Below are 23,641 nucleotides of genomic sequence, written 5' to 3' on the forward strand. Positions count from 1 at the left end.
CGAAGAGGCCGTAACAGTCGACAGAGATGTTGAATGTTACGGCCTCTTCGCGAGCAAGCTCTGCTCCTACAGGGATTTGGGGTGTTGGTTAGGGTTGTGCTGGTTTTTTGAAGGTGTAAAACAGGTTCGGCTCGCTCACCAGGTACATCGTACCGTCGTCATCCATGGCGATCCCTTCCGCTTGCGGCACCGTCTTCTGCAACCCCTGACGGCCCTTGCTCAGTGACAGGGTACTCAGCGGTCGCCCGTTCACATCCAGTTCCAGAATCAGTCGCGACTCATCCGACAACGCCAGCAGATGGCCGCTGCGCTCGTCGTATTGCAGGCTCGACAGGTCCGTCACGAACATCCCGGCATCGCGCTTGGGGTTGTTCACCACGTGCACCGCGTAGGATTTTTCCGGGTTGTAATGCGGAAAGCCCTGCACTTCATAGATCAGCATCGGGTCGCGTTCCTTGGCGACAAACAACCGCTTGCCCACCGAGTCGTACGCCAGACCTTCGAAGCCCTTATTGCTGCTCATGTGCACGCCAAGGGTCATCTGCTCGGCATCCGCTGCGTCGAGGAACGTTGTGTCCTTCTCCAGATGGATCTTGATCAGCCTCTGCTCGCGCTCGTCAGTGATCACGTACGTGTCGGCGCTGATGAATTCTACGGCTTCCGGATCGCCAAACCCGACCAGCGCAATGCGTCGAAGAATCTGGCCGTCCAGAGACAGCTCGATCAGCTCAGAGTTTTTGTTGGTGACGGTGAACAGGCTTTTGCGCACCGGATCGAAGGTCAACGCCGAAACATCGTCATCCAGCCCTTCAATGACTCGCGCCTCGACCGTCACCTGATAGTGATCCAGAGCGATGGACTGATCGTTCGTCGGCTGCCAGAGCGTGTGCAGATTGAACCAGCCGCGCTCGAACAGGCGCAGGTACTGGCCGACCGCAATCAGCGCGATCAGGGCAATCACCGACAGGATCAACATCAGGGGTTTGGGGCGGGCAAGTCGGCGCATTCAGGCAAGCTCGAGAACAGAACAGGCGGATGAAATACCACGCCAGCCTGAATTGAAGCTTAATGGCCAGTGGCCGCGGCCCCGCAGGTTTACCCCAACAAGCGACCGCGCGCCACCCTCACGACGGGCTTATTTCTGTTTTTCGAAACGGTAGAACAGGTTCGATTCGCTCACCATGTACAGCGTACCCGCATCGTCCATGGTCACGCCTTCGGCGCGAGGGATGGTTTTCTTCAGACCATTGAAGCCGCCCAGCAGGGTCATGAAGCTGACCTGCTCGCCCTTCTCGTCCAGCTCCAGCAGCAAGTGGGAGTCGGCGGACAACACCAGGGTGTGACCGGTGCGCGGGTCGATGGCCAGGGCCGAGAGGTTGCGGATGTCCAGTTCGTCATTGGCGAGTTTCTGCTTGTCGCCGGTGAGTGTCTGGCCATCGTTGCTTTTCCAGGTGAACAACGCCGGTGGACGCTCTTCACCCAGCAACATTTGCTGATTGCGCGAGTCCCAGACAATGGCTTCGAAGGCCTTGTTCTGGTCTTTCGAAGGGCCCAGGTCGTATTTCGGGAAGTTGGCGATATTCAGCTCGCGGGTGTCGGCGTCAACCTTGACGATGGAGAGCATGTGTTCGCGCTCATCGACGATGGCCAGCAGACCGTTACCCATCGCGGTCACCCCTTCCGGATTGCTCCAGCCCACCAGCGGCATCTTGCGCAGCACGTCACCCTGCAAAGTCAGTTCGACCAGGAACGGATTTTTGCCCATGACCGAAAACAGGGTTTTGGACTGCGGATCGTAGGCCAGGTCCGACGCTTCGTCCTTCTCCATGCCCGGCAGCACTTTGGCGTCGATCACGGCCCGGTAATCCGGCAGCCAGATGCTCTCCTGACGTTCGGTGGGGCTTTCGAAACGCTCCAGCACCCAGAGCACACCACGGTCATCCCAGTGCATCGCAAACGCGAGGCCATATGCGGCAGCGACCCCCAGCAAAAGCCAGGAATACCAACGCATGACAAAGCGCGAGCGGCGGGCAGTTTTAAGCGTGGGCAGCGGTTGGGTGACCATCGAGGGATGCGTTCCAGAAATTCAGGCTAAGGGTAATAGCATAATTGGGACCGGCTCAGACGCCGCAGGTCCCGGAATTATCCAGACGAGATGTGAAAAAAACGGGAAATGACGGGAAAGCCCTTTTACTGCCGATCACAAAAACCAATGTGGGAGCGAGCTTGCTCCCACAGGGTTTTGCGGTGTCTTGACTAGCGGACGCTGCTGGTGAAGCTGCTGGCGCCTGGCAATTCCAGCACCAGCTCATCACCGACATTCAGCGGACCGACGCCAACCGGCGTACCCGTCAGGATCACGTCACCGGCCTGCAGCGAGAAGCAGCCGGCCATGTGCTGGATCATCGGCACGATCGGGTTGAGCATCGCGCTGCTGTTGCCGTCCTGGCGGACTTCACCATTGATGGTCAGGCGGATGCCGATGTCGGCCAGGTCAGCGAACGTGCTGCCGGACACGAAGGGCGCAATCACCGCCGCACCGTCGAAGGACTTGGCGATTTCCCACGGCAGGCCCTTGGATTTCAGCTCGGCCTGCTTGTCGCGCAGCGTCAGGTCCAGAGCCGGAGCGAAGCCGGAGATAGCATCGAGTACTTCTTCACGGTTTGGCTTGGTCGACAATGGCTTGCCGATCAACACCGCGATTTCCGCTTCGTAATGCACCGAGCCCCGTTCGGCCGGAATGCTGAAACCGCCTTCCAGCGGCACGACGCAACTGCCCGGCTTAATGAACAGCAGCGGTTCTGTAGGCACCGGGTTGTCCAGCTCCTTGGCGTGTTCGGCGTAGTTGCGGCCGATGCACACCACCTTCCCGAGCGGAAAGTGAATACGCGTACCGTCGACATACTGGTGCTGATAGCTCATTACCGACTCCTGTTTCGTAGCTCTTAAATTCAAAAGTCAAACAGCGAAAATCTTGCCCGGGTTCATGATGCCGTTCGGGTCGAACACCGCTTTGACGGCTTTCATGTACTCGATCTCAACCGGTGAGCGGCTGTAGGTCAAGTAGTCACGCTTGGTCATGCCCACGCCATGTTCGGCGGAAATCGAGCCGTTGTACTTCTCGACGGTTTCGAACACCCACTTGTTGACGGTCGCGCACTTGGCAAAGAACTCGTCCTTGCTCAGGTTTTCCGGCTTGAGGATGTTCAAGTGCAGGTTGCCGTCGCCGATGTGGCCGAACCAGACGATTTCGAAATCCGGGTAGTGTTCGCCGACGATCGCGTCGATTTCCTTCAGGAACGCCGGGACTTTCGACACAGTGACCGAAATGTCGTTCTTGTACGGCGTCCAGTGCGAGAGGGTCTCGGAGATGTATTCGCGCAGCTTCCAGAGGTTCTGCAGCTGGGTTTCGCTCTGGCTCATCACGCCGTCCAGCACCCAGCCCTGCTCGACACAGTGCTCGAAGGTTTCCAGGGCATGGTTAGCGACTTCTTCGGTGGTCGCTTCGAATTCCAGCAGCGCGTAGAACGGGCAATCGGTTTCGAAAGGCGCCGGCACGTCGCCGCGAGCCATCACCTTGGCCAGGGCTTTGTCGGAGAAAAACTCGAAAGCAGTCAGGTCGAGTTTGCTCTGGAACGCGTGCAGCACCGGCATGATCGAGTCGAAATCGGCCGTGCCGAGGACCATGGCGGTGAGGTTTTTCGGCGCGCGGTCCAGACGCATGGTGGCTTCGACCACAAAACCGAGGGTACCTTCGGCGCCGATAAACAACTGACGCAAGTCGTAACCCGTGGCGTTCTTGATCAGGTCTTTGTTCAGCTCCAGCAGATCGCCTTTGCCGGTGACGACTTTCATGCCCGCGACCCAGTTGCGGGTCATGCCGTAGCGAATCACCTTGATCCCGCCGGCATTGGTGCCGATATTGCCGCCGATCTGGCTGGAACCTGCCGAAGCGAAGTCCACCGGGTAGTAAAGGCCTTTTTCTTCGGCGACGTTCTGCAGGTGTTCGGTGACCACGCCTGGCTGGCAGACCGCTGTGCGGTCGGTCAGGTTCACGTCGAGGATCTGGTTCATGTAGTCGAAGGACACGACGACTTCGCCATTGGCCGCCACGGCAGCGGCGGAAAGCCCGGTGCGACCGCCGGACGGCACCAGCGCAATTTTATGTTCATTGGCCCAACGGACAATGGCCTGAACCTGCTCGGCGGTCTTGGGGAACACGATGGCGGTTGGGGCCGGGGCGAAATGCTTGGTCCAATCCTTACCGTAAGCATTCAGGGAGTCGGCATCGGTCAGCACCTTGCCAGGCTCAACCAGGGTCTTCAGCTCTTCAATCAGGGCAGGATTGGTCATCGACAGAACTCTCGAACAATTCATGGTCATCCTGAGAACGCTTCACGTCGCAGGAATGAGTGTTTAGCGGGGTGCATATGCTAGCATACCGACCCCGCAGCATAGTGCCCAACGGCTGTTCTGCGGCGACGGCATTCTTGTCGTCCGGGTCAGCGTTCTGTGCCCTGTTTTATACGTACGTTCCTCTTTTGACGAGTGGCTGTTGCCGTCAAGCAAGGCGCCGCGACGAGTCATAGCTGGCTATGGCGAGGAGCGGCAACGCAGCATGACGACAACAGACGCCGTCAAAAAGGAACAGTACGTATAAGACAGGGCACCCTGACTATTTCCTGCCATTTTTCTCCGGGATACAGGTTTACGCAGATGAGCAAGACTTCTCTCGATAAGAGCAAGATCAAGTTCCTTCTTCTCGAAGGCGTCCACCAATCGGCTGTCGACGTCCTCAAGTCGGCGGGCTACACCAGCATCGAGTACCTCACTGGTTCTCTGCCGGAAGCCCAGCTGAAGGAAAAGATCGCTGATGCGCACTTCATCGGCATTCGCTCCCGCACTCAACTGACCGAAGAGATCTTCGATCAGGCGAAGAAACTGGTGGCTGTCGGCTGTTTCTGCATCGGCACCAACCAGGTCGACCTCAACGCGGCTCGCGAACGCGGCATCGCGGTGTTCAACGCACCGTACTCCAACACGCGTTCCGTAGCGGAGCTGGTGCTGGCAGAGGCGATCCTGTTGTTGCGCGGCATTCCTGAGAAGAACGCTTCCTGCCACCGTGGCGGCTGGATCAAGAGCGCAGCCAACTCCTTCGAAATCCGCGGCAAGAAGCTCGGCATCGTGGGTTACGGTTCGATTGGTACTCAATTGTCGGTCCTGGCTGAAGGCCTGGGCATGCAGGTGTACTTCTACGACACCGTGACCAAGCTGCCATTGGGCAACGCGACGCAAGTTGCCAGCCTGACCGAGCTGCTGGGCATGTCCGACATCGTCACCCTGCACGTTCCGGAAACCGCTGCGACCCAGTGGATGATCGGCGAAAAGGAAATCCGTGCGATCAAGAAGGGCGGTATCCTGATCAACGCTGCTCGCGGCACCGTGGTCGAGCTGGACGCCCTGGCGGACGCAATCAAGGACAAGCACCTGATCGGCGCGGCCATTGACGTATTCCCGGTGGAACCTCGCTCCAACGATGAAGAGTTCGCAAGCCCGCTGCGTGGCCTGGACAACGTGATCCTGACCCCGCACATCGGCGGTTCCACCGCTGAAGCGCAAGCCAACATCGGCCTGGAAGTGGCAGAGAAGCTGGTCAAGTACAGCGACAACGGTACGTCGGTTTCGTCGGTGAACTTCCCGGAAGTAGCGCTGCCGGCGCACCCTGGCAAGCACCGTCTGCTGCACATCCACGAGAACATTCCGGGTGTGATGAGCGAGATCAACAAGGTCTTCGCCGAAAACGGCATCAACATTTCCGGTCAGTTCCTGCAGACCAACGAGAAAGTCGGCTACGTCGTGATCGACGTCGACGCCGATTACTCGGAAATGGCGCAAGAGAAGCTGCAGCACATCAACGGCACCATTCGTTGCCGCGTGTTGTTCTGATAGCGACTTGAGCGACAAAAAAGGGAGACTTTCGAGTCTCCCTTTTTCATGCGCGCGACAACGTTACTTGACGTTGACGGTGATTTTTTTTGAAACGATTGGCGGATCGAACGGCAGGTGACCGCTGTCGCCCAACTCGAGCTGCAAGGTGTGCTTGCCCGGTGTCAATTTGACTTCAGCCTGGGTCTGCGCCTTGCCGAAGTGCATATGGTTGGCATCATTCGGAATCGGTGCGTCTTTGGCAGGCAGCTTGTCGACATCGATCAGCAAATGGTGATGGCCGGTGTTTTTGGTGACATCGCCCGCGGGCGCCAGCGCGACGTTCTCGACGGCGAACTTGACGATGAAGGTTTGCGGGACCGTGGCACCGTCCGCGGGAGAAACGATGGACACTTCTGCACCCTTGGGAGCCGGTGTGGCAGCCGTTGCCAGCATCGAAGCCCCCAGCAACAGGCCAGCCAATGCTGCTCGTGACATAAAGGTTTTCATTCTCTTCTCCAGTTTTTTCGTAAAATCCGCGTGACCATGACAACTTCACGGCCATTCGTTGTCGAAGGTATTCGACAACCATAGCAAAGCGAGCCTGAACCAGAGCATCGCGATAATGAATCCAAAGGAGTGACCATGCGTTTTTTGCCTGGCCTGATCTGCCTGCTACCTCTTTTGAGCCCTTTGGCTCATGCCGAACTGATTGACGATGTAAACGACCGTGGCGAATTGCGCATTGCTCTTGAGGCTAATACACCGCCGTTCAATTTCAAGGATGATGGCAAACTAACGGGCTTCGAAGTCGAATTGGGCCAACTGCTGGCCAACGAATTGGATGTACGGGCCGACTTCGTCATTACCGACTCCAGCGATCTGTTGCAAGGCGTTGAAACCGGCAAGTACGACGTCGCCATCAACCACATAGCAGTGACCCCGGACCTCAAGGATCGTTTCGACTTCAGCGAACCTTACAGCTACACCCATGCGCAATTGATCGCGCAGAAGGAAGAGCAACCGCGCTCGATGCTGCTGGTGCAAGCCTTGACCGAAGAGAAGCCGAAAGTCGGCCCGACCGTGAGCCTGGCGATTCCGTTTCAGAAGGGTAACCCGGCGTTTCATGCCAGCCTGGAAAACGCGCTGCAGCGGATCAAGGCGGATGGGCGACTGGAAGCGTTGTCGCAGAAGTGGTTGGGGGCGGATACGAGTGTGGCGCCCAAACCCTGATTTCAGGCTGGCTCCCACAGTGGTTTGTGCAGGTTGTTAGTTGAGTGTTGCCAGAGCCTGCGACGCTTCAGCCAACTCCAGCTCGCTGAAAACCTGGACACCGTGACGCTTGAGCAACGCCGCAGTAACACCTTCACCACTCACCTTCACACCACTAAACGTCCCGTCATAGGTCAACAAGTTCCCGCAAGACGGGCTGTTGGCTTTGAGCACGGCGATCCGGATGCCGTGCTTTTGCACCCGTTCCAACGCCTGATAAGCCCCCGAGAGAAACTCGGCGCTGACGTCCTCGCCCTCGGTGGTGATCACAAAGGCGTGGCCATCAAGCACTTCACCACCCTGCCCGCCCGGAATCTCCGCCGCCGCCCTTGGCGTCGGCAAGCCACCGGCCACCTCCGGACACAACGGCACCACCCGACCTTCATCAAGCCACTGCTGAAGTTGATCGAAAGGCCCGCTGGCGCCGCCGTCGTAACGTACGCGGTGGCCCAGCAGACAGCGGCTTACCAGAATTTTCTGCATGATCAGAACGGCTCGTTGCCACGACGCCGGAACCAACCGGTCAACGACAGGCGATCTCGGATCGCGGGCAGGACTTCGTGAGGCACCTCGCCCGACAGGAACACCACCAAGCATCCGCCGGTAGGGACTACATCGTATTCGACACCTTCATCAAGGTACAGGCGCAACTGGCCGCCGTGCTCGGGCAGCCAGGCGTCATTGAGGTAAACCACCGCCGACACCCTGCGCCGGTCATCGTCACGAAAACGGTCGACATGCTTGAGGTAGAAAGCGCCGGGCGGGTACAGGGCGAAATGGCTTTCGAAATCTTCCAGGCCCAAAAACAAACCGCGATTCATCGCCTCGCGCAGGCTGTCCATCAACTCAAGATAGCTGTCGCAAGCATCGGCCTGGCCGGGCTCGATCCACTGGATATGGTCACCGCGAATCCCCTCGCGAATTTCGGTTGTCGGCCCGCGCCCCACGGCGGCCGGGACCAATTCACCCTCGGCAGCACGTTTACGGCACTCAGCCGCCAATTCCAGGGTCAGAGCCTTGGGCAGGAAAATATTCTGCTGCGACCAGCCGTGTTCAGCCAGGTCGTCGACGATACGTAACAGCAGCGGGTGATCAGAGGGTATTGGCATGGCGCGCATAGTATTCCTGTGCCCGAAAATCCGACAGAGCCGCGCAGCGGCTTGATACGAATTCTCGACAAGTCCGTATGCCGCACGGAGAATAGTCGCCTGCTGACAGGAGTCCCTATGCGCCGTTTGCTTTTTTCAATGCTGATGTTCTGCGTTATGCCTGCTTGGGCAGACGGCCACGACCAGTTGTACAAGGTCGCCGGTTGGCCAGAACAACGCGCGCATTTCAACGACGCTCTCTCGGCCGCTCAGCAGCGGTATCAGAACAGCCTGCCACCGGCCGTTTTCCAGGCGTTGGTGAACAACAGTAATCAGCGCTTTGCCCCTCAGGCCGTGGACCAGCGCGCCGAGGCGCAATTGCGCAAGACCCTTGCCGATCCAAAACCCGCGCTGGCGTTCTTTCAGTCACCCCTGGGCAAGAAAATCGTTGCCGCCGAATTGCTCGCGACCCGTCGTGATCAGCTGGCAAAAAACGCCAAGGGTTTACCCAAGATCCAGGCCAGCGACAGCCGCCTGTTGATCATCGGCCATCTGGCACAGGCCCTGCCCGCTCGCGAGGCTGGCGCTGAAGTCAGCCTGGCGATTGCTGGTGTCGCGGCCGACAGCCTCAGTTCGATGATCCCCGGCCTGCTCGGCGGTGGTCAGGCTCAAGGCATGTTGAACGGCCAGCGCCAGCGCTTGATGGACCAGATTGGCAGCGACCTGAACAACACACTGTTGTATGTCTATCGCGACCTGTCGGATGAAGAACTGGAAGAGTTCGCCACGTTTGCCGAGTCTGACGAAGGCAAGGCTTACTATCAGGCAGCACTGGCAGCGATTCGGGCGGGCCTGGCGGTGGGGCAGAGTACGCCGAGCCTCACCCAGTAATCTGCAGCGCCTTTGAGATTGCTTTCGCGGGCAAGCCTCGCTCCTACAGGGAAATGCATTCCAATTGTAGGAGTGAGGCTTGCCCGCGAAGAGGCCATAACTGCCGCTAGAGATTCCGGCCTTTAATTCGTTTAGTCAAAAACCCGAAATACTCCCGCCGCAACGCCAGCGTCTCATTCGCCAAATGATGTCGAGCGTGCGGCAACATCAGCACCTGCGGCCGATCGAACTTGCCCCGCAACACCTCAAGGTTATGCCCCCAATCCACCGTCATGTCCGCCTGCCCCTGAACAATCAACGGTCTCCGCGGACTGTTCGGTGCAGCTTCGATGCGTTTGATCCACCGCGCCAAAGCACCGACCCAGGCAGTCGGCAGACGTAGCGGCTGCAATGGATCGGCTTGCAGGAAGGGCAAAAAATCCGGGTCGTTGGAGTTCTCGCTGAAGCGCCGGGCGATGGCTTTGACGAAGGGTTTGAGCAAGTAATAGCTGAGCTGCGACCAGCCCCAGGCCCGCGGCCTAACCAGCGGTGACAACAGGATTACCTGGCCCTGGGCAGGACTGCTCGCACCTTGATTAAGAACATGATCGATCACGATCGCGCCGCCGGTACTTTGCCCGCACAAGTGCCACGGCTGTGGCAAATCGAGGGCCACAGCCTCGGTAAACAACCCTTCCAGCGTGTCCTGATACTCGGCGAAATCCTTGATGCTGGCCCGTTCGCCACTGGACAGCCCGTGTCCCGGCAGGTCGCAGGCAATCACCGCAAAATTCTGATCCAGCGCCCACTCGATCACATGCCGGTAAAGTCCGGTGTGATCGTAAAAGCCGTGGAACAAAAACAGCGTCGCCTTCGCCCGCTCGGGCCACCAGACCTGGCTGACCACTTCATAACCATCGACCTCGAAACGCCCAAGGCCACTGCGCACGCTACGCCCGGCAAAATCCAGCCCGTAGAAGCGCTGGTAAGCCAGCGCTTCTACCGACAGCGGCTGCCTGTCGGACAGTGGCCGCAGGCTGGCACGCAGATGATCGGGGTCGAAAGTGGCAGACATGAGCAATTCCAGAACGTGAAACGGACTTTATGGGCCTGCGATATTCATCTGTCGCGGCAAGCATGGCAAGCTAGCGCACCTTCGAGGACCGAAATCCATGCGCTCGCCCTACCGCGCCACACTGCTTGCCAGCCTGCTCGCCCTCGTGTGTGCCGGCGTGCTGTGGGTTGCTTACGACTGGTTTCAGGGTCGCTACCTGCGGGCGTTTAGCGAGCACACTGCGGTGTTCTCCGGTGACCCGCTGCGCCTGCCCGACAACCTCGCCGGCCCCGGCGCCATCCGCCTCGTGCACTTCTGGGACCCGGCCTGCCCGTGCAATGTCGGTAACCAACAGCACCTGAGCGAACTGGTTGAGCACTATGTACCGCAGGGCGTGGAGTTTTATGCGGTACAAAAGCCTGGCAGCCACGGTCAGTTACCGAGCACTTTAAGCCGCCTGAAAAGCATCACCATCCTCCCAGGTTCCGAACAGATCCCCGCCAGCCCGGCCGTGGCGATTTGGGATCGCAGCGGCAAACTGGCGTATTTCGGCCCGTACAGCGAAGGCCTGACCTGCAATTCGAACAACAGCTTTATTGAACCGATCTTGCAAGCGTTGAACCAAGGCCGCGCGGTGGATGCCACGCATACATTGGCGGTGGGTTGTTACTGCCCGTGGCCCGTCGACACAACGAAGTAAGGCTGACTGGAGACGCGAATCCCTCCTAAGTGCGATGGCCATACCGGCAAGCCGTGTTAAACAGTGCAGCCAGGGAACTGCTGCCACTTATAACAACAAGGAATCACCATGAAACGTAGCCTGACTGTTCTGGCCCTGCTGATTGTCGCGCTCGCCGCAGGTGCAGGTTGGTACGTCTACAGCAAGCAACCGACACGCCAGGGCATGGTGGAGCTGCAACACCTGCAAGGTTCGGTCACCGTGCGCTACGACGGGCGCGGCATCCCGCACATCCGCGCGGAGAACGAAACCGACCTGTACCGCGCCCTCGGGTACGTGCACGCCCAGGACCGGCTATTTCAGATGGAAGTCCTGCGCCGCCTCGCCCGCGGAGAGCTGGCCGAGGTACTGGGCCGGAAACTGCTCGACACTGACAAGCTGATGCGCAGCCTGCGCATTCGTGAACGCGCCGACACCTACCTGGCGAATCTGGACAAACAATCGCCGGCCTTTATCGCCATGCAAGCCTATCTGGACGGCATCAACCAGTATCAGGACAGCCATCCAAAACCCGCAGAGTTTGATGTTCTGGGCATCCCCAAACGCCCATTCACGGCTCAGGACACCATCAGCATCGCCGGCTACATGGCCTACAGTTTTGCCGCGGCGTTTCGCACCGAACCGTTGCTGACCTACGTGCGCGATCAGCTGGGACCCAACTACCTGACTGTCTTCGATCTCGACTGGCAGCCCAAAGGTGTGCTCAACGGCAGCACGCTGCCCCTCGCCAGTACCGACTGGAAAGACCTCAACACCCTCGCCCGCCTTAGCGAACAGGCACTCGCCGACAACGGTTTGCCGCAGTTCGAGGGCAGCAACGCCTGGGTCGTCTCTGGAGGCCGAACCAAAAGCGGCAAACCGCTGTTGGCCGGCGACCCGCATATCCGCTTTTCCGCGCCGTCGGTGTGGTATGAAGCGCACCTATCGGCGCCCGGCTTTGAGCTCTACGGCCACTATCAGGCGTTGATGCCGTTCGCCTCCCTCGGGATGAACCGCGATTTCGGCTGGAGCATCACCATGTTCCAGAACGACGACCTCGATCTGATCGCCGAGAAGGTCAACCCGGACAACCCCAATCAGGTCTGGTATCGCGGCAAGTGGGTGGACATGGTGACCAGCGAACAGCAGATCGCGGTCAAGGGCCAGGCGCCGGTAACACTGGTGCTGCGCCAGTCGCCCCACGGTCCGATCGTCAACGATGCGCTCGGCAGCAGCGTCGGCAAAACACCGATCGCCATGTGGTGGGGTTTTCTCGAAAGCCAGAATCCGATCCTTGAAGGCTTCTACCAGCTCAACCGCGCCGACACCCTGGCCAAGGCGCGCAGTGCCGCGGCGAAGATTCAGACGCCGGGTCTGAACATCGTCTGGGCCAACGCCAAGGGCGACATCGGCTGGTGGGCAGCAGCGCAACTGCCAAAACGTCCGGCGGGTGTGCGTCCGGAGTTCATCCTCGACGGCAGCACCGCCGAAGCGGACAAGGAAGGTTTCTACCCGTTCAGCGCCAACCCACAGGAAGAGAACCCGGCACGCGGTTACATCGTTTCGGCCAACTTCCAACCGGTGTCGCCAACCGGCATGGAGGTTCCCGGTTATTACAACCTGGCCGATCGAGGTCAGCAGCTTAATCGCCAGCTCAGCGACAAAACCATCAAGTGGGATCTGGACGCCAGCCAGAAGCTGCAACTGGGTACCACCACCGCCTACGGCCCGCGCCTGCTGGCGCCACTGCTGCCGATATTGCGCGAAGTAGTGAGCGATCCCGCCGAGCTTAAACTGGTTGAGCAACTGGCCCAGTGGAAAGGCGACTACCCGCTCGATTCCACCAGCGCCACGCTGTTCAACCAGCTCCTGTTCAACCTGGCTGACGCGACGATGCACGATGAGCTGGGCAATGACTTCTTCGAAACATTGCTGTCGACCCGGGTGATTGATGCGGCATTACCGCGACTGGCCGCGACCCCCGATTCGCCGTGGTGGGACAACCGCAACACCCTCGGCAAGGAAACCCGCGCCGATACGGTCAAGGTTGCGTGGCAAGCGAGCATCGCTCACCTCAAGACCACCCTCGACGCCGATTTCGCGCAATGGCAGTGGGGCAAGGCGCACACGCTGACGCATGGCCATCCGCTGGGGCAGCAAAAGCCTCTGGATCGTCTCTTTAATGTCGGCCCGTTCGCGGCGCCAGGCACTCACGAAGTGCCGAACAACCTTTCGGCGAAAATCGGTCCGGCGCCGTGGCCGGTGACGTATGGTCCGTCGACCCGCCGCCTGATCGACTTCGCCGACCCGGCCCACAGCCTGACCATCAACCCGGTCGGCCAGAGCGGCGTGCCGTTCGACAGCCACTATGACGACCAGGCTGAGGCGTTTATCGAAGGGATCTACTACCAGGCGCATCTCAATGATGAAGAAGTCACGGCCAATACTCGCAGTACGTTGAAGCTGTTGCCGGCGCGGGCGGCACCCTAAAAATCAAACCATCGCCGCAAAGTTCAACCTGAACTGCTGCGGCGTCACCCCCAGCCTGCGGTTGAACACACTGCGCATGTGCTGGGCATCTCGAAACCCGCACTGATAGGCCACGGTTTTAAGCGGTGAATGTGTGCTTTCAAGCAGCACCCGCGCTGCATCCACCCTGGCCCGTTCGACGAATTCCGCCGGGGTGATTTTCGCCTCTTTGGTAAACACCCTGGAAAAGTTGCGGGCACTCATGTTGGCGGCGTTGGCCAGGTCGGCAATCGTCAGGTCGCCCGTCAGGTTGGCCAACACGTAGAGCTGCACCAGTGCCACGGCAGAAGTGGGTTCGGCGTGAGGCGTGAGGAATGGGCTGAACTGTGACTGCCCGCCGGAGCGCTGAGTGAACACCACCAATCGTTTTGCCACACTCAATGCGACTTCCGGCCCGTGATCCCTGGCCAGCAAGTACAGCGACAGATCAATCCCCGCCGTGACACCCGCCGAGGTGTAGAGCTCGCCGTCCTGCACGTAAAGGCGATCAGCATCGATCTGAGTCGACGGGCACAACTGCGCCAGCGCCGCGGCGTCGCCCCAGTGGGTGGTGACCGTTCGCCCTTCCAGCAACCCGGCCCGGGCAAGCATGAACGCGCCGTTGCAGATCGAGCCAAAACGCTGCGCCAGCGCGCAGGCATCGCGCAGCCAGGCATCGAATGCCGCACCGAAATCCATGAACGGCAACTGCGGCCCACCGGCCACCAACAGCAAGTCATACGCCGCCAGCGCTTCGCTGAAATGCCGATGGGCATTGAGTGTCAAACCGTTGGAACACGGCATCACCCCGCGCTCGACGCCGATCACCTCCAGTCGATAGTGATCGCGCGGTTCGAGGAAACGATTGGCTTCTGAAAACACATCCATGGGACCGGTGACGTCCAGGGACTGAACGCCTGCGAACACCACGATGGCAACGGTTTTACTCATGGCAAGATTCGCCTTCCAAGTATTGAAATGAAAGTCGGCCATCACACGATCTGTAGCAGCTGCCGAGCCCGCGAGGCAGCGTCCGGCTGCGAAGCAGTCGTGAAATCAGGCACTGCGGTCTTTCAGGTGAATCGCATGCGCAGGGTTTACGACTGCTCCGCAGCCGAACGCAGCCTCGCGGGCTCGGCAGCTGCTACAGGGCGTGCGTGCAACCCGGATTATCCGGTTTAACCCTAGCCAATCCTCGCGCAACAAGCGAGTTGGCGCGATGTGCCTGCTTATTGGCAGGGATTGCAGCCATGGATCGATTGTCCGGTTTCGGGTGAATGGCCGTGGGTTTCCTGAAGCACACATAAAAAAAACCTCACTGCCTTTCAGGGAGTGAGGTTTTTTGTACGACCGGTTTTAAGCCGCTTCCGGCGCCGGGGCGCGACGCACGTCCGGTTGTTTCCAGGAGTCGGCAGCACCTTCTTCGATCGCCTGCTGAATCGCACGTTTGCGACTTTCTTCAGCACGGCGGCTGAAGAACCAGACCAGGAACGTCATAAACGACACCGCCAGCAGAATCAGACTGGCCACGGCGTTGATCTCGGGTTTCACGCCCAGACGCACCGCCGAGAACACTTCCATTGGCAGAGTCGTCGACCCCGGACCGGACACGAAGCTCGCCAATACCAGGTCATCCAGCGACAGGGCAAATGACATCATGCCGCCGGCCCCCAACGATGGCGCGATCATCGGGATGGTGATCAGGAAGAACACCTTCCATGGCCGCGCACCGAGGTCCATGGCCGCTTCTTCGATGGACAGGTCCAGCTCACGCAAGCGCGCCGACACCACCACCGCCACATACGCCGCACAGAACGTGGTGTGGGCGATCCAGATGGTGATGATGCCCCGCTCCTGTGGCCAACCGATCATCTGCGCCATGGCCACGAACAGCAGCAACAGCGACAGACCGGTGATCACCTCGGGCATCACCAGCGGCGCGGTGACCAGGCCACCGAACAGCGTGCGTCCCTTGAAGTGGGTGATACGGGTCAGCACGAACGCCGCCAACGTACCCAGCGCCACCGCCGCCACCGCCGTGTAGCAGGCGATTTCCAGCGAGCGCACCACCGAGCCCATCAGTTGGGTGTTGTCCATCAAACCGACGTACCACTTGATCGACCAGCCACCCCAAACCGTCACCAGTTTGGAGGCGTTGAACGAGTAGATCACCAGGATCAGCATCGGCGCGTAGATGAACAGCAAACCCGCTACCAGCATGAAACTTGAGAAACGGAAGCGCTTCATTCCTTGCCCTCCATTTCTTTGGCCTGACTACGGTTGAACAGGATGATTGGCACAATCAGGATCAGCAACATAACCACTGCCAGGGCAGACGCCACCGGCCAGTCGCGGTTGTTGAAGAATTCTTGCCAGAGCACTTTACCGATCATCAGGGTTTCCGGACCGCCGAGCAGTTCCGGGATCACGAACTCACCCACCACCGGGATGAACACCAGCATGCAACCGGCAACAATGCCGTTCTTGGACAGCGGAATGGTGATCTTCCAGAAGCTGTTAAAAGTGCTCGAACCCAGGTCCGATGCGGCTTCCAACAGGCTGTTGTCGTGCTTCACCAGGTTGGCGTAGAGCGGCAGGATCATGAACGGCAGGTACGAATAAACCACGCCGATGTAAACAGCGAGGTTGGTGTTGAGGATCTGCAGCGGTTCGTCGATCCAGCCCATGGTCATCAAGAAACCGTTGAGCAGGCCGTTGTTGCTGAGGATGCCCATCCACGCGTAAACGCGGATCAGGATCGCGGTCCAGGTCGGCATCATGATCAGCAGCACCAGCACCGTTTGCATCTCTTTGCGGGCGCTGGCGATGGCATAGGCCATCGGGTAACCGATTGCGAGACAAAGGATGGTGCTGATCAGCGCCATCTTCAACGAGCCGAGGTAAGCGGCAATGTACAGTTCGTCGCCGGCCAGCATCGCGTAGTTGCCGAGGTTAAGCAGCAACTGTAGTTTCTGTTCGGCGAAGGTATAGATCTCGGTGTACGGCGGAATGGCCACGTCGGCTTCGGCGAAGCTGATCTTCAAGACGATGAAGAACGGCAACATGAAGAACAGGAACAGCCAGATGAACGGAACCCCGATGACCAGCTGACGGCCACCGGGAATTATTCGATTGAGGCGACGTTTGAATTTGCGCATGTTCATGAGCGAAGTACCACGCCGCTGTCGTCTTCCCAATACACGTAAACCTGATCACCCCAGGTAGGGCGCTGACCGCGGCGCTCGGCGTTGGCGACGAAAGACTGGACGATCTTGCCGCTCGGCAGTTCGACGTAGAACACCGAGTGCCCGCCGAGGTAGGCGATGTCGTGCACCTTGCCGCTGGACCAGTTGTATTCGCAGGTCGGCATGGTCGGCGTCACCAGCAGTTTTTCCGGACGGATCGCGTAAGTCACGGATTTGTCCTGCACCGACGTGCTGATACCGTGGCCCACGTAAATCTGGCGGTCCAGGTCCTTGCAGGTGATGGTCGCGTGGCCTTCGGCGTCGTCGATCACTTCACCGTCGAAGATGTTGACGTTGCCGATGAACTCGCAGACCAGGCGGCTGGTCGGGGTTTCGTAAATGTCGATCGGGCTGCCGATCTGGGCGATCCAGCCCAGGTGCATGATCGCGATGCGCTCGGCCATGGTCATGGCTTCTTCCTGGTCGTGGGTCACCATGACGCAGGTTACGCCGACCCGCTCGATGATCTCGACAAGCTCAAGCTGCATTTGCGAGCGCAGCTTCTTGTCCAGAGCACCCATCGGTTCGTCGAGCAGCAACAGCTTCGGTCGCTTGGCCAGCGAACGCGCCAGGGCCACACGCTGTCGCTGACCACCGGACAACTGATGCGGCTTGCGCTTGGCGTACTGGCTCATCTGCACCAGTTTGAGCATGTCGGCTACGCGAGCATCGATTTCCGCGCCGGAAAGCTTGTCCTGCTTGAGGCCGAAGGCGATGTTCTGCGCCACGGTCATGTGCGGGAACAAGGCGTAGGACTGGAACATCATGTTGATCGGCCGCTCGTACGGCGGCATGTCGGTGATGTCTACGCCATCGAGGAAAATGCGCCCCTCCGTGGGCCGTTCGAAGCCCGCGAGCATGCGCAGCAACGTGGATTTGCCCGATCCCGAACCGCCGAGCAGGGCGAAAATCTCACCTTTCTTGATTTCCAGGGACACATCGTCCACGGCAATCGTCTCGTCGAACTTCTTCGTGACCCGGTCGATTTTGACCAACACCTGCTTAGGTGACTGGTCGCCCTCGAGGGCTTTCTTATAGGCGCCGGAGGCAACTGCCATTTACGAAACTCCCAACAAAATTTGCAGTTCGCCCGAGGCGAGCGAACCTTGGATAGCTTGAGCCTTGCAGCTATTTACCCGACTTGACCTTGGTCCAGCTGCGGGTCATCAAACGCTGAATGTTTGGTGGTAACTCGATAGACACGTAAGTCTTGTCGAGGACTGCTTGCGGTGGATAAATTGATTCGTCGGTGCGAATGGACTGCTCCATCAATTTGTCCGACCCTGGGTTAGGGTTGGCGTAACCCACGTAATCACTGACCTGGGCGATCACCTCAGGTTTGAGCATATAGTTGATGAAGGCGTGGGCTTCCTTGACGTTGGCCGCATCCTTGGGGATCGCCAGCATGTCGAACCAGAGCGCGCCGCCCTCCTTCGGAATCGAGTAGGCGATGTTCATGCCTTTGCCGGCTTCAGCCGCGCGGGCCTTGGCCTGGAACATGTCGCCGGAAAAACCGATCGCCACGCAGATATCGCCGTTGGCCAAGTCCGCGATGTATTTGGAAGAGTGGAAGTAGGTCACGTAAGGCCGCACCGACAGCAACTTGGCTTCGGCCTTTTTGTAGTCTTCGGGGTTGGTGCTGTTGGCGTTCAGGCCCATGTAGTTGAGGACCGTGGGCATCATTTCATCGGCGGAGTCGAGGAACGCCACGCCACAGCTGTGCAGCTTCTTGATGTTCTTCGGCTCGAACACCACGTCCCAGGAATCGATCTTGTCCAGGCCAAGTACTGCCTTCACTTTGTCGACGTTGTAACCGATGCCGTTAGTGCCCCACAAATACGGCACGGCGTACTGGTTACCCGGATCGTTTTGCTCCAGGCGCTTGAGCAGCACCGGGTCGAGGTTGGAATAGTGGGTCAACTTGGACTTGTCGAGCTTCTGGAAAGCGCCCGCCTTGATCTGCTTGCCCAGGAAGTGGTTGGACGGCACGACCACGTCATAACCGGTACGCCCGGCCAGCAACTTGCCTTCCAGGGTTTCGTTGGAATCGAAGACGTCATACACCGGTTTGATGCCGGTCTCTTTCTGGAAGTCAGCCAGGGTGGTCGAACCGATGTAATCCGACCAGTTATAAATATGCACAGTGCCAGCTGCCTGGACACTAACGGCAAGCGTCAGTCCGGCGCCGACCAGCAGTGCATGGCGCAACAAAGAAAAAATAGGCACGTGGAGGTCCCCTAAAATGAGTTGGGCCCAGTTGCCCCGCGTTACATGACAGCCATGGCTGCCTGGCAACAAAACCGGCGCGCAACTTACCCTCGAAAAACCGTTCCAGCAAAACTTTTATGCAGAGCCCTGTAGCAGCTGCCGAAAGCTGCGTTCAACTGCGAAGCCGTTGTGCTGTCGAAAAGCGGAGGTCCTTCGGACCTCAACGCAGCCTTCGGCAGCTGCTACAGGGTTTTACTTATTTACCGGATTTGATCTTGGTCCAACTGCGAGTCATGATCCGCTGGGTCGCGGCCGGCAAGTCGGCAATCGCGTACAGCTTGGCCAGCACGTCCGCTGGCGGGTAGATGCCTGGGTCGGCGGTGATGTCTTTATCCACCAATGCGGTGGCGGCCGCGTTTCCGTTCGGGAAGCGTACGGCGTTGGTGATTTCAGCCATGATTTCCGGCTTCTGCAGGAAGGTCATGAACTTGTAGGCGCCTTCGACGTTTTCGGCATCTTTAGGGATAGCGACCATGTCGTAGAAACTGCCCGCCCCTTCTTTCGGAATGTTGTAGCTGACTTTCACCTTGTCACCAGCCTCAGCCGCGCGGGACTTGGCCTGGTAGATGTCACCCGAATAACCCACAGCGACACAGATGTTGCCGTTGGCCAGGTCAGAGATGTACTTGGACGAGTGGAAGTAGCCCACCGAAGGACGAATCTTCAGGAACAGTGCTTCGGCTTCGGCCAGTTGTTTTTTGTCCTGGCTGTCGGTTGGATAGCCCAGGTAGTGCAACGCCACCGGAATCATCTCGGTGGGCGAATCGAGGAAACTGATACCGCACGACTTCAACTTGGCGGCGTTTTCAGGTTTGAAGATCAGGTCCCAGGAATTGGTAGGCGCATCGGCACCCAGTGCAGCCTTGACCTTCTCGGCGTTGAAGCCAATACCGATCGAACCCCACATGTACGGGAACGCGTGTTCGTTGCCCGGGTCGCTCACGGAGACTGCTTTAAGCAGGTCAGTGTTCAGATTCTTCCAGTTAGGCAGCTTGGACTTGTCCAGCTTCTGGTAAACACCCGCCTTGATTTGCTTGGCCAGAAAGTTGTTCGACGGTACGACGATGTCGTAGCCGGACTTGCCTGCCAGCAACTTGGCTTCCAGGGTTTCGTTACTGTCGAATACGTCGTAAACAACCTTGATCCCCGACTCGGCTTCGAACTTCTTGACGGTATCCGGCGCAATGTAATCGGACCAGTTGTACACGTGAAGAACCTTATCGTCCGCCTGAACTGCGCCCGCCATCACGCCCATCAGGGACATGGCGAGGAGGGTCTTGCCAGCTATCTTCATACCTAATGCCTTCATGGGTAATGCTCCAATTTTTCTTATTAACCACGTTCTTGTTAACCAAGAGCCAGCGGCCTATTCCTGGGCAACTAAAACAACCGGTAGTCTGGCAAGATCCAAGGCAGGCTTTCAAGGAAAGACCCATCCTTTGTTTGCGCTGAGCGAAATGCAAACTTCACACCCCGCTCAGAGCCTAGCACTTAGCCCTGCAATGCACTCAGGGTCAGGTCCAGACACTTGCGTGCCTTGGTCACCAACTCATCGATTTCTGCCAGTGTAATCACCAGTGGCGGAGCGATGATCATGGTGTCGCCGACGGCGCGCATGATCAGGCCGTTTTCGAAGCAGAACGTGCGGCAAATCATGCCGACGCCCTTGCCTTCGTAACGCTTGCGAGTGGCCTTGTCCTGCACCAGTTCGATCGCCCCCAGCAGCCCCACCCCGCGGACTTCCCCCACCAACGGGTGATCGTTCAGTTCCCGTAGACGCTTTTGCAAATAGGGTGCCGTTTCTGCATGAACGCGCTCGATAATTTTTTCTTCGCGCAGGATGCGGATGTTTTCCAGTGCCACCGCAGCGGCGACAGGGTGCCCGGAATAGGTGAAACCGTGGTTGAAATCGCCCCCTTCGTTGAGCACCTCAACCACTTCATCACGCACGATCAGGCCACCCATAGGGATGTAGCCGGACGTCAGGCCTTTGGCGATGGTCATCATGTCGGGTTTGAGGTCGTAGAAGTCGGAACCGAACCACTCACCGGTACGGCCGAAACCACAGATCACTTCGTCCGCCACGAACAAGATGTCGTACTTGGCGAGGATTTCCTTGATGCGCGGCCAGTAGGTGTCTGGCGGAATGATCACGCCGCCGGCACCCTGGATTGGCTCGGCGATAAAGGCACCGACGTTGTCCACGCCGACTTCCAGAATCTTCTCTTCCAGCTGATTGGCCGCCCAGACACCGAATTCTTCCGGCGTCATGTCGCCGCCTTCAGCGAACCAGTACGGCTGGGCGATGTGGACGATGCCCGGAATCGGCAAATCGCCCTGCTCGTGCATGTACTTCATGCCACCCAGGCTCGCGCCGGCCACGGTGGAGCCGTGATAGCCGTTCTTGCGGCTGATAATGACTTTCTTTTTCGGTTGGCCCTTGATCGCCCAGTAGTGACGAACCATACGCAGCATGGTGTCGTTGCCTTCGGAACCGGAACCGGTGAAGAACACGTGGTTCATGCCTTGCGGCGCGATGTCGGCGATGGCCTTGGCCAATTCCAGCACTGGCGGGTGAGCCGTCTGGAAGAACAGATTGTAGTAAGGCAGTTCGCGCATTTGTTTGCTGGCGGCATCGGCCAGTTCATCGCGACCGTAGCCGATCGCCACGCACCACAGGCCGGCCATGCCGTCGAGGATCTTGTTGCCTTCGCTGTCCCAGAGGTATACACCCTTGGCGCTGGTGATGATCCGCGGGCCTTTCTCTTTCAGCTGTTTGAAGTCGCTGAACGGGGCCAAGTGGTGATCGTTGCTCAGGGTTTGCCATTCACGGGTTTGCGGGTTGTTGCTGGTCATGCGAATTCTCCTTGGAATCGGTTAAAGCGCCGCCAAAAGCAGCGGCGCCCGGCGCATCAGACGGCGAAAAGCAGGAATTCCCGCTCCCACGAACTGATCACGCGCTTGAAGTTTTCATGCTCGGCCCGCTTGACCGCGACGTAGCCAGTGATGAATTTCTTGCCCAGGTATTTCTCGATAGTCGCGCTGTGTTCCATGCGTTCCAGCGCGTCTTCGATGGTCAGCGGCAGGCGCAAGTTGCGGCGTTCATAGCCACGCCCCACCACCGGCGCACTCGGATTCAAGCCTTCGACCATGCCGATGTAACCGCAGAGCAGGCTCGCGGCAATCGCCAGGTACGGGTTGGCGTCGGCGCCCGGCAGGCGATTTTCCACCCGACGGTTTTGCGGCCCGGCATCCGGAACCCGCAGCCCCACGGTGCGGTTCTCCTCGCCCCACTCCACGTTCACCGGTGCCGAGGTGTCCGGCAGGAAGCGGCGGAACGAGTTGACGTTAGGCGCAAACAGCGGCAACAGCTCGGGGATCAGTTTCTGCAAACCACCGATGTGGTTCAGGAACAACTGACTCATGCTCCCGTCTTCATTGGAGAACACGTTCTTGCCGGTTTCGATGTCGATAATGCTCTGGTGCAAGTGCATCGCACTGCCCGGCTCGCCGGTCATGGGCTTGGCCATGAACGTCGCCGCCACGTTGTGCTTGAGCGCAGCTTCGCGCATGGTGCGTTTGAACACCAGGATCTGGTCGGCCAGGGACAGGGCATCACCGTGACGGAAGTTGATTTCCATCTGCGCCGTGCCGTCCTCGTGGATCAGCGTGTCGAGGTCCAGCTCCTGCAATTCGCACCAGTCGTAGACGTCTTCGAACAACGGATCGAATTCGTTCGCCGCTTCAATCGAGAAGGACTGGCGACCGGTTTCCGGGCGACCTGAGCGGCCAACCGGCGGTTGCAACGGGAAGTCCGGGTCCTCGCAGCGCTTGGTCAGGTAGAACTCCATTTCTGGCGCTACGATCGGCTGCCAGCCCCTGTCGGAATAGAGTTTCAGAACCTTTTTCAGCACGTTGCGCGGCGACAGCTCGATCGGGTTGCCTTGCTTATCGTAGGTGTCGTGAATCACCTGGGCAGTGGGCTCGATAGCCCAGGGCACCAGGAACACCGCGTTCTGGTCGGGACGGCAGATCATGTCGATGTCGGCCGGGTCGAGCAGTTCGTAATAGATGTCGTCTTCGACATAGTCGCCGGTCACGGTCTGCAACAGAACGCTCTCGGGCAGGCGCATGCCTTTTTCGGCAATGAACTTGTTGGTCGGCGAAATCTTGCCCCGGGTGATCCCGGTCAAGTCGGCGATCATGCATTCGACTTCTGTGATCTTGTGGTCTTTCAACCAATCGGTGAGCTGGTCGAGGTTGTTACTCATAAATGCCTCTTAGGCTTGGTTTCCTGACTCTTATAAGTCAGGCGTTGTTTGACGCATCGGCGTCGCGTGATACAGATTGCCACGGCAATTGCCGCGCACAAATACCCGCCAGGGCAGTGGCGCGGGTCAACGAGAGCATAGTGGTACGTGCAGAATCATGAGCAGGACCTGACGCATTGGCTGGGCCGCTACAGTGAAACGGTTCTATATTGGAAGGAGAGCGAGTAAAGAGAATGCAATCCAGGCCGTCCAGAATATCAGACGGGGCCAGCAGAACCGCCGGGGAAGGAAGAGTCAACGGCACGCCTTGGGAAATGAAGGCCCCAGCGTGAACGCAACGATCGCCACTGATGTGGTAAGCATGCAGACCGATCTGCTTAGAGCAGATGGTGACGCCGATTAACGGCAGGCGAGACATGAAG

The 23,641-nt window shown here is 58.8% G+C and carries 21 protein-coding genes and 1 pseudogene; 5 read left to right on the forward strand and 17 right to left on the reverse strand.

What is annotated here, in order from left to right; all coding sequences use genetic code 11:
• Positions 1-88: 88 nt before the first annotated feature.
• The 4 genes from ACYZT3_RS28285 to ACYZT3_RS28300 all read right to left on the reverse strand — a co-directional run bounded on the left by ACYZT3_RS28285 (position 89) and on the right by ACYZT3_RS28300 (position 4,353).
• Entirely contained in the window at positions 89-1,006 is a 918-nt protein-coding gene (locus ACYZT3_RS28285) for an SdiA-regulated domain-containing protein (protein ID WP_462031210.1), read from the reverse strand.
• Positions 1,007-1,135: 129 nt separating this feature from the next.
• Positions 1,136-2,065, reverse strand: coding sequence for an SdiA-regulated domain-containing protein (locus tag ACYZT3_RS28290; RefSeq protein WP_282381637.1), 930 nt, complete (start codon positions 2,063-2,065; stop codon positions 1,136-1,138).
• A 191-nt stretch (positions 2,066-2,256) separates the two neighbouring features.
• Complete coding sequence (locus tag ACYZT3_RS28295) at positions 2,257-2,922, reverse strand: fumarylacetoacetate hydrolase family protein (protein ID WP_462031211.1); 666 nt, start codon at positions 2,920-2,922, stop codon at positions 2,257-2,259.
• Between the two features lie 36 nt (positions 2,923-2,958).
• The gene (locus tag ACYZT3_RS28300) at positions 2,959-4,353 is read right to left on the reverse strand and encodes an FAD-binding oxidoreductase (protein ID WP_462031212.1); all 1,395 of its coding nucleotides are present in this window, start codon (positions 4,351-4,353) and stop codon (positions 2,959-2,961) included.
• Positions 4,354-4,716: 363 nt separating this feature from the next.
• Between ACYZT3_RS28300 and serA the strand changes: the two genes are divergently transcribed.
• The gene (serA, locus tag ACYZT3_RS28305) at positions 4,717-5,946 is read left to right on the forward strand and encodes a phosphoglycerate dehydrogenase (protein ID WP_282381643.1); all 1,230 of its coding nucleotides are present in this window, start codon (positions 4,717-4,719) and stop codon (positions 5,944-5,946) included.
• Positions 5,947-6,009: 63 nt separating this feature from the next.
• Here serA and ACYZT3_RS28310 read toward each other — a convergent pair whose 3' ends face one another.
• Entirely contained in the window at positions 6,010-6,435 is a 426-nt protein-coding gene (locus ACYZT3_RS28310; protein WP_282381645.1) for a DUF4399 domain-containing protein, read from the reverse strand.
• A 135-nt stretch (positions 6,436-6,570) separates the two neighbouring features.
• On the opposite strand from ACYZT3_RS28310, the gene ACYZT3_RS28315 reads away from it, so the two are divergent.
• Positions 6,571-7,158 (forward strand): transporter substrate-binding domain-containing protein, encoded by a 588-nt coding sequence (locus ACYZT3_RS28315; protein ID WP_282381647.1) that lies wholly within the window; start codon positions 6,571-6,573, stop codon positions 7,156-7,158.
• 36 nt (positions 7,159-7,194) lie between these two features.
• Here ACYZT3_RS28315 and ACYZT3_RS28320 read toward each other — a convergent pair whose 3' ends face one another.
• Positions 7,195-7,680, reverse strand: a complete 486-nt coding sequence (locus tag ACYZT3_RS28320; RefSeq protein WP_462031213.1) for a 2-thiouracil desulfurase family protein — start codon at positions 7,678-7,680, stop codon at positions 7,195-7,197.
• A gap of 2 nt (positions 7,681-7,682) precedes the next feature.
• Entirely contained in the window at positions 7,683-8,315 is a 633-nt protein-coding gene (locus ACYZT3_RS28325) for a 2OG-Fe(II) oxygenase (protein WP_282381651.1), read from the reverse strand.
• A 108-nt stretch (positions 8,316-8,423) separates the two neighbouring features.
• Between ACYZT3_RS28325 and ACYZT3_RS28330 the strand changes: the two genes are divergently transcribed.
• The gene (locus ACYZT3_RS28330; RefSeq protein WP_462031214.1) at positions 8,424-9,176 is read left to right on the forward strand and encodes a DUF2059 domain-containing protein; all 753 of its coding nucleotides are present in this window, start codon (positions 8,424-8,426) and stop codon (positions 9,174-9,176) included.
• 106 nt (positions 9,177-9,282) lie between these two features.
• Here ACYZT3_RS28330 and bipL read toward each other — a convergent pair whose 3' ends face one another.
• Entirely contained in the window at positions 9,283-10,230 is a 948-nt protein-coding gene (bipL, locus tag ACYZT3_RS28335) for a phospholipase BipL (RefSeq protein ID WP_462031215.1), read from the reverse strand.
• Between the two features lie 97 nt (positions 10,231-10,327).
• Here bipL and ACYZT3_RS28340 point away from each other — a divergent pair, with 97 nt between their 5' ends.
• Both ACYZT3_RS28340 and ACYZT3_RS28345 read left to right on the forward strand, forming a co-directional pair.
• The gene (locus tag ACYZT3_RS28340) at positions 10,328-10,909 is read left to right on the forward strand and encodes a DUF6436 domain-containing protein (RefSeq protein ID WP_282381657.1); all 582 of its coding nucleotides are present in this window, start codon (positions 10,328-10,330) and stop codon (positions 10,907-10,909) included.
• A 108-nt stretch (positions 10,910-11,017) separates the two neighbouring features.
• Positions 11,018-13,417, forward strand: a complete 2,400-nt coding sequence (locus ACYZT3_RS28345) for a penicillin acylase family protein (RefSeq protein ID WP_462031216.1) — start codon at positions 11,018-11,020, stop codon at positions 13,415-13,417.
• 3 nt (positions 13,418-13,420) lie between these two features.
• On the opposite strand, the gene ACYZT3_RS28350 is transcribed toward ACYZT3_RS28345, so the two are convergent.
• From ACYZT3_RS28350 to ACYZT3_RS28390, 9 genes and pseudogenes are all read right to left on the reverse strand, one after another.
• A complete protein-coding gene (locus tag ACYZT3_RS28350) occupies positions 13,421-14,386 on the reverse strand; it encodes a GlxA family transcriptional regulator (RefSeq protein ID WP_282381661.1) in 966 nt (321 codons plus the stop codon).
• Positions 14,387-14,791: 405 nt separating this feature from the next.
• On the reverse strand, positions 14,792-15,682 hold the full coding sequence (locus ACYZT3_RS28355) for an ABC transporter permease subunit (protein ID WP_282376093.1): 891 nt from the start codon (positions 15,680-15,682) through the stop codon (positions 14,792-14,794).
• Entirely contained in the window at positions 15,679-16,560 is an 882-nt protein-coding gene (locus ACYZT3_RS28360) for an ABC transporter permease subunit (RefSeq protein ID WP_282376366.1), read from the reverse strand. The genes ACYZT3_RS28355 and ACYZT3_RS28360 overlap by 4 nt, the downstream gene beginning before the upstream one ends.
• Before the next feature lie 35 nt (positions 16,561-16,595).
• The gene (locus tag ACYZT3_RS28365) at positions 16,596-17,738 is read right to left on the reverse strand and encodes an ABC transporter ATP-binding protein (protein WP_282376095.1); all 1,143 of its coding nucleotides are present in this window, start codon (positions 17,736-17,738) and stop codon (positions 16,596-16,598) included.
• A 70-nt stretch (positions 17,739-17,808) separates the two neighbouring features.
• A complete protein-coding gene (locus ACYZT3_RS28370) occupies positions 17,809-18,906 on the reverse strand; it encodes a polyamine ABC transporter substrate-binding protein (protein WP_462031217.1) in 1,098 nt (365 codons plus the stop codon).
• 238 nt (positions 18,907-19,144) lie between these two features.
• On the reverse strand, positions 19,145-20,242 hold the full coding sequence (locus tag ACYZT3_RS28375; RefSeq protein WP_282376368.1) for a polyamine ABC transporter substrate-binding protein: 1,098 nt from the start codon (positions 20,240-20,242) through the stop codon (positions 19,145-19,147).
• Positions 20,243-20,439: 197 nt separating this feature from the next.
• Positions 20,440-21,804 carry an aspartate aminotransferase family protein gene (locus tag ACYZT3_RS28380; protein WP_282376098.1) on the reverse strand — a complete coding sequence of 455 codons (1,365 nt, stop codon included), beginning with the start codon at positions 21,802-21,804 and terminating at the stop codon, positions 20,440-20,442.
• Between the two features lie 56 nt (positions 21,805-21,860).
• A complete protein-coding gene (locus ACYZT3_RS28385) occupies positions 21,861-23,219 on the reverse strand; it encodes a glutamine synthetase family protein (protein ID WP_347802449.1) in 1,359 nt (452 codons plus the stop codon).
• A gap of 78 nt (positions 23,220-23,297) precedes the next feature.
• Positions 23,298-23,637, reverse strand: a pseudogene (locus ACYZT3_RS28390) (gamma-glutamyl-gamma-aminobutyrate hydrolase family protein); the annotation flags it as partial.
• Positions 23,638-23,641 lie beyond the last annotated feature (4 nt).

Source organism: Pseudomonas sp. MDT1-16 (assembly GCF_054898115.1).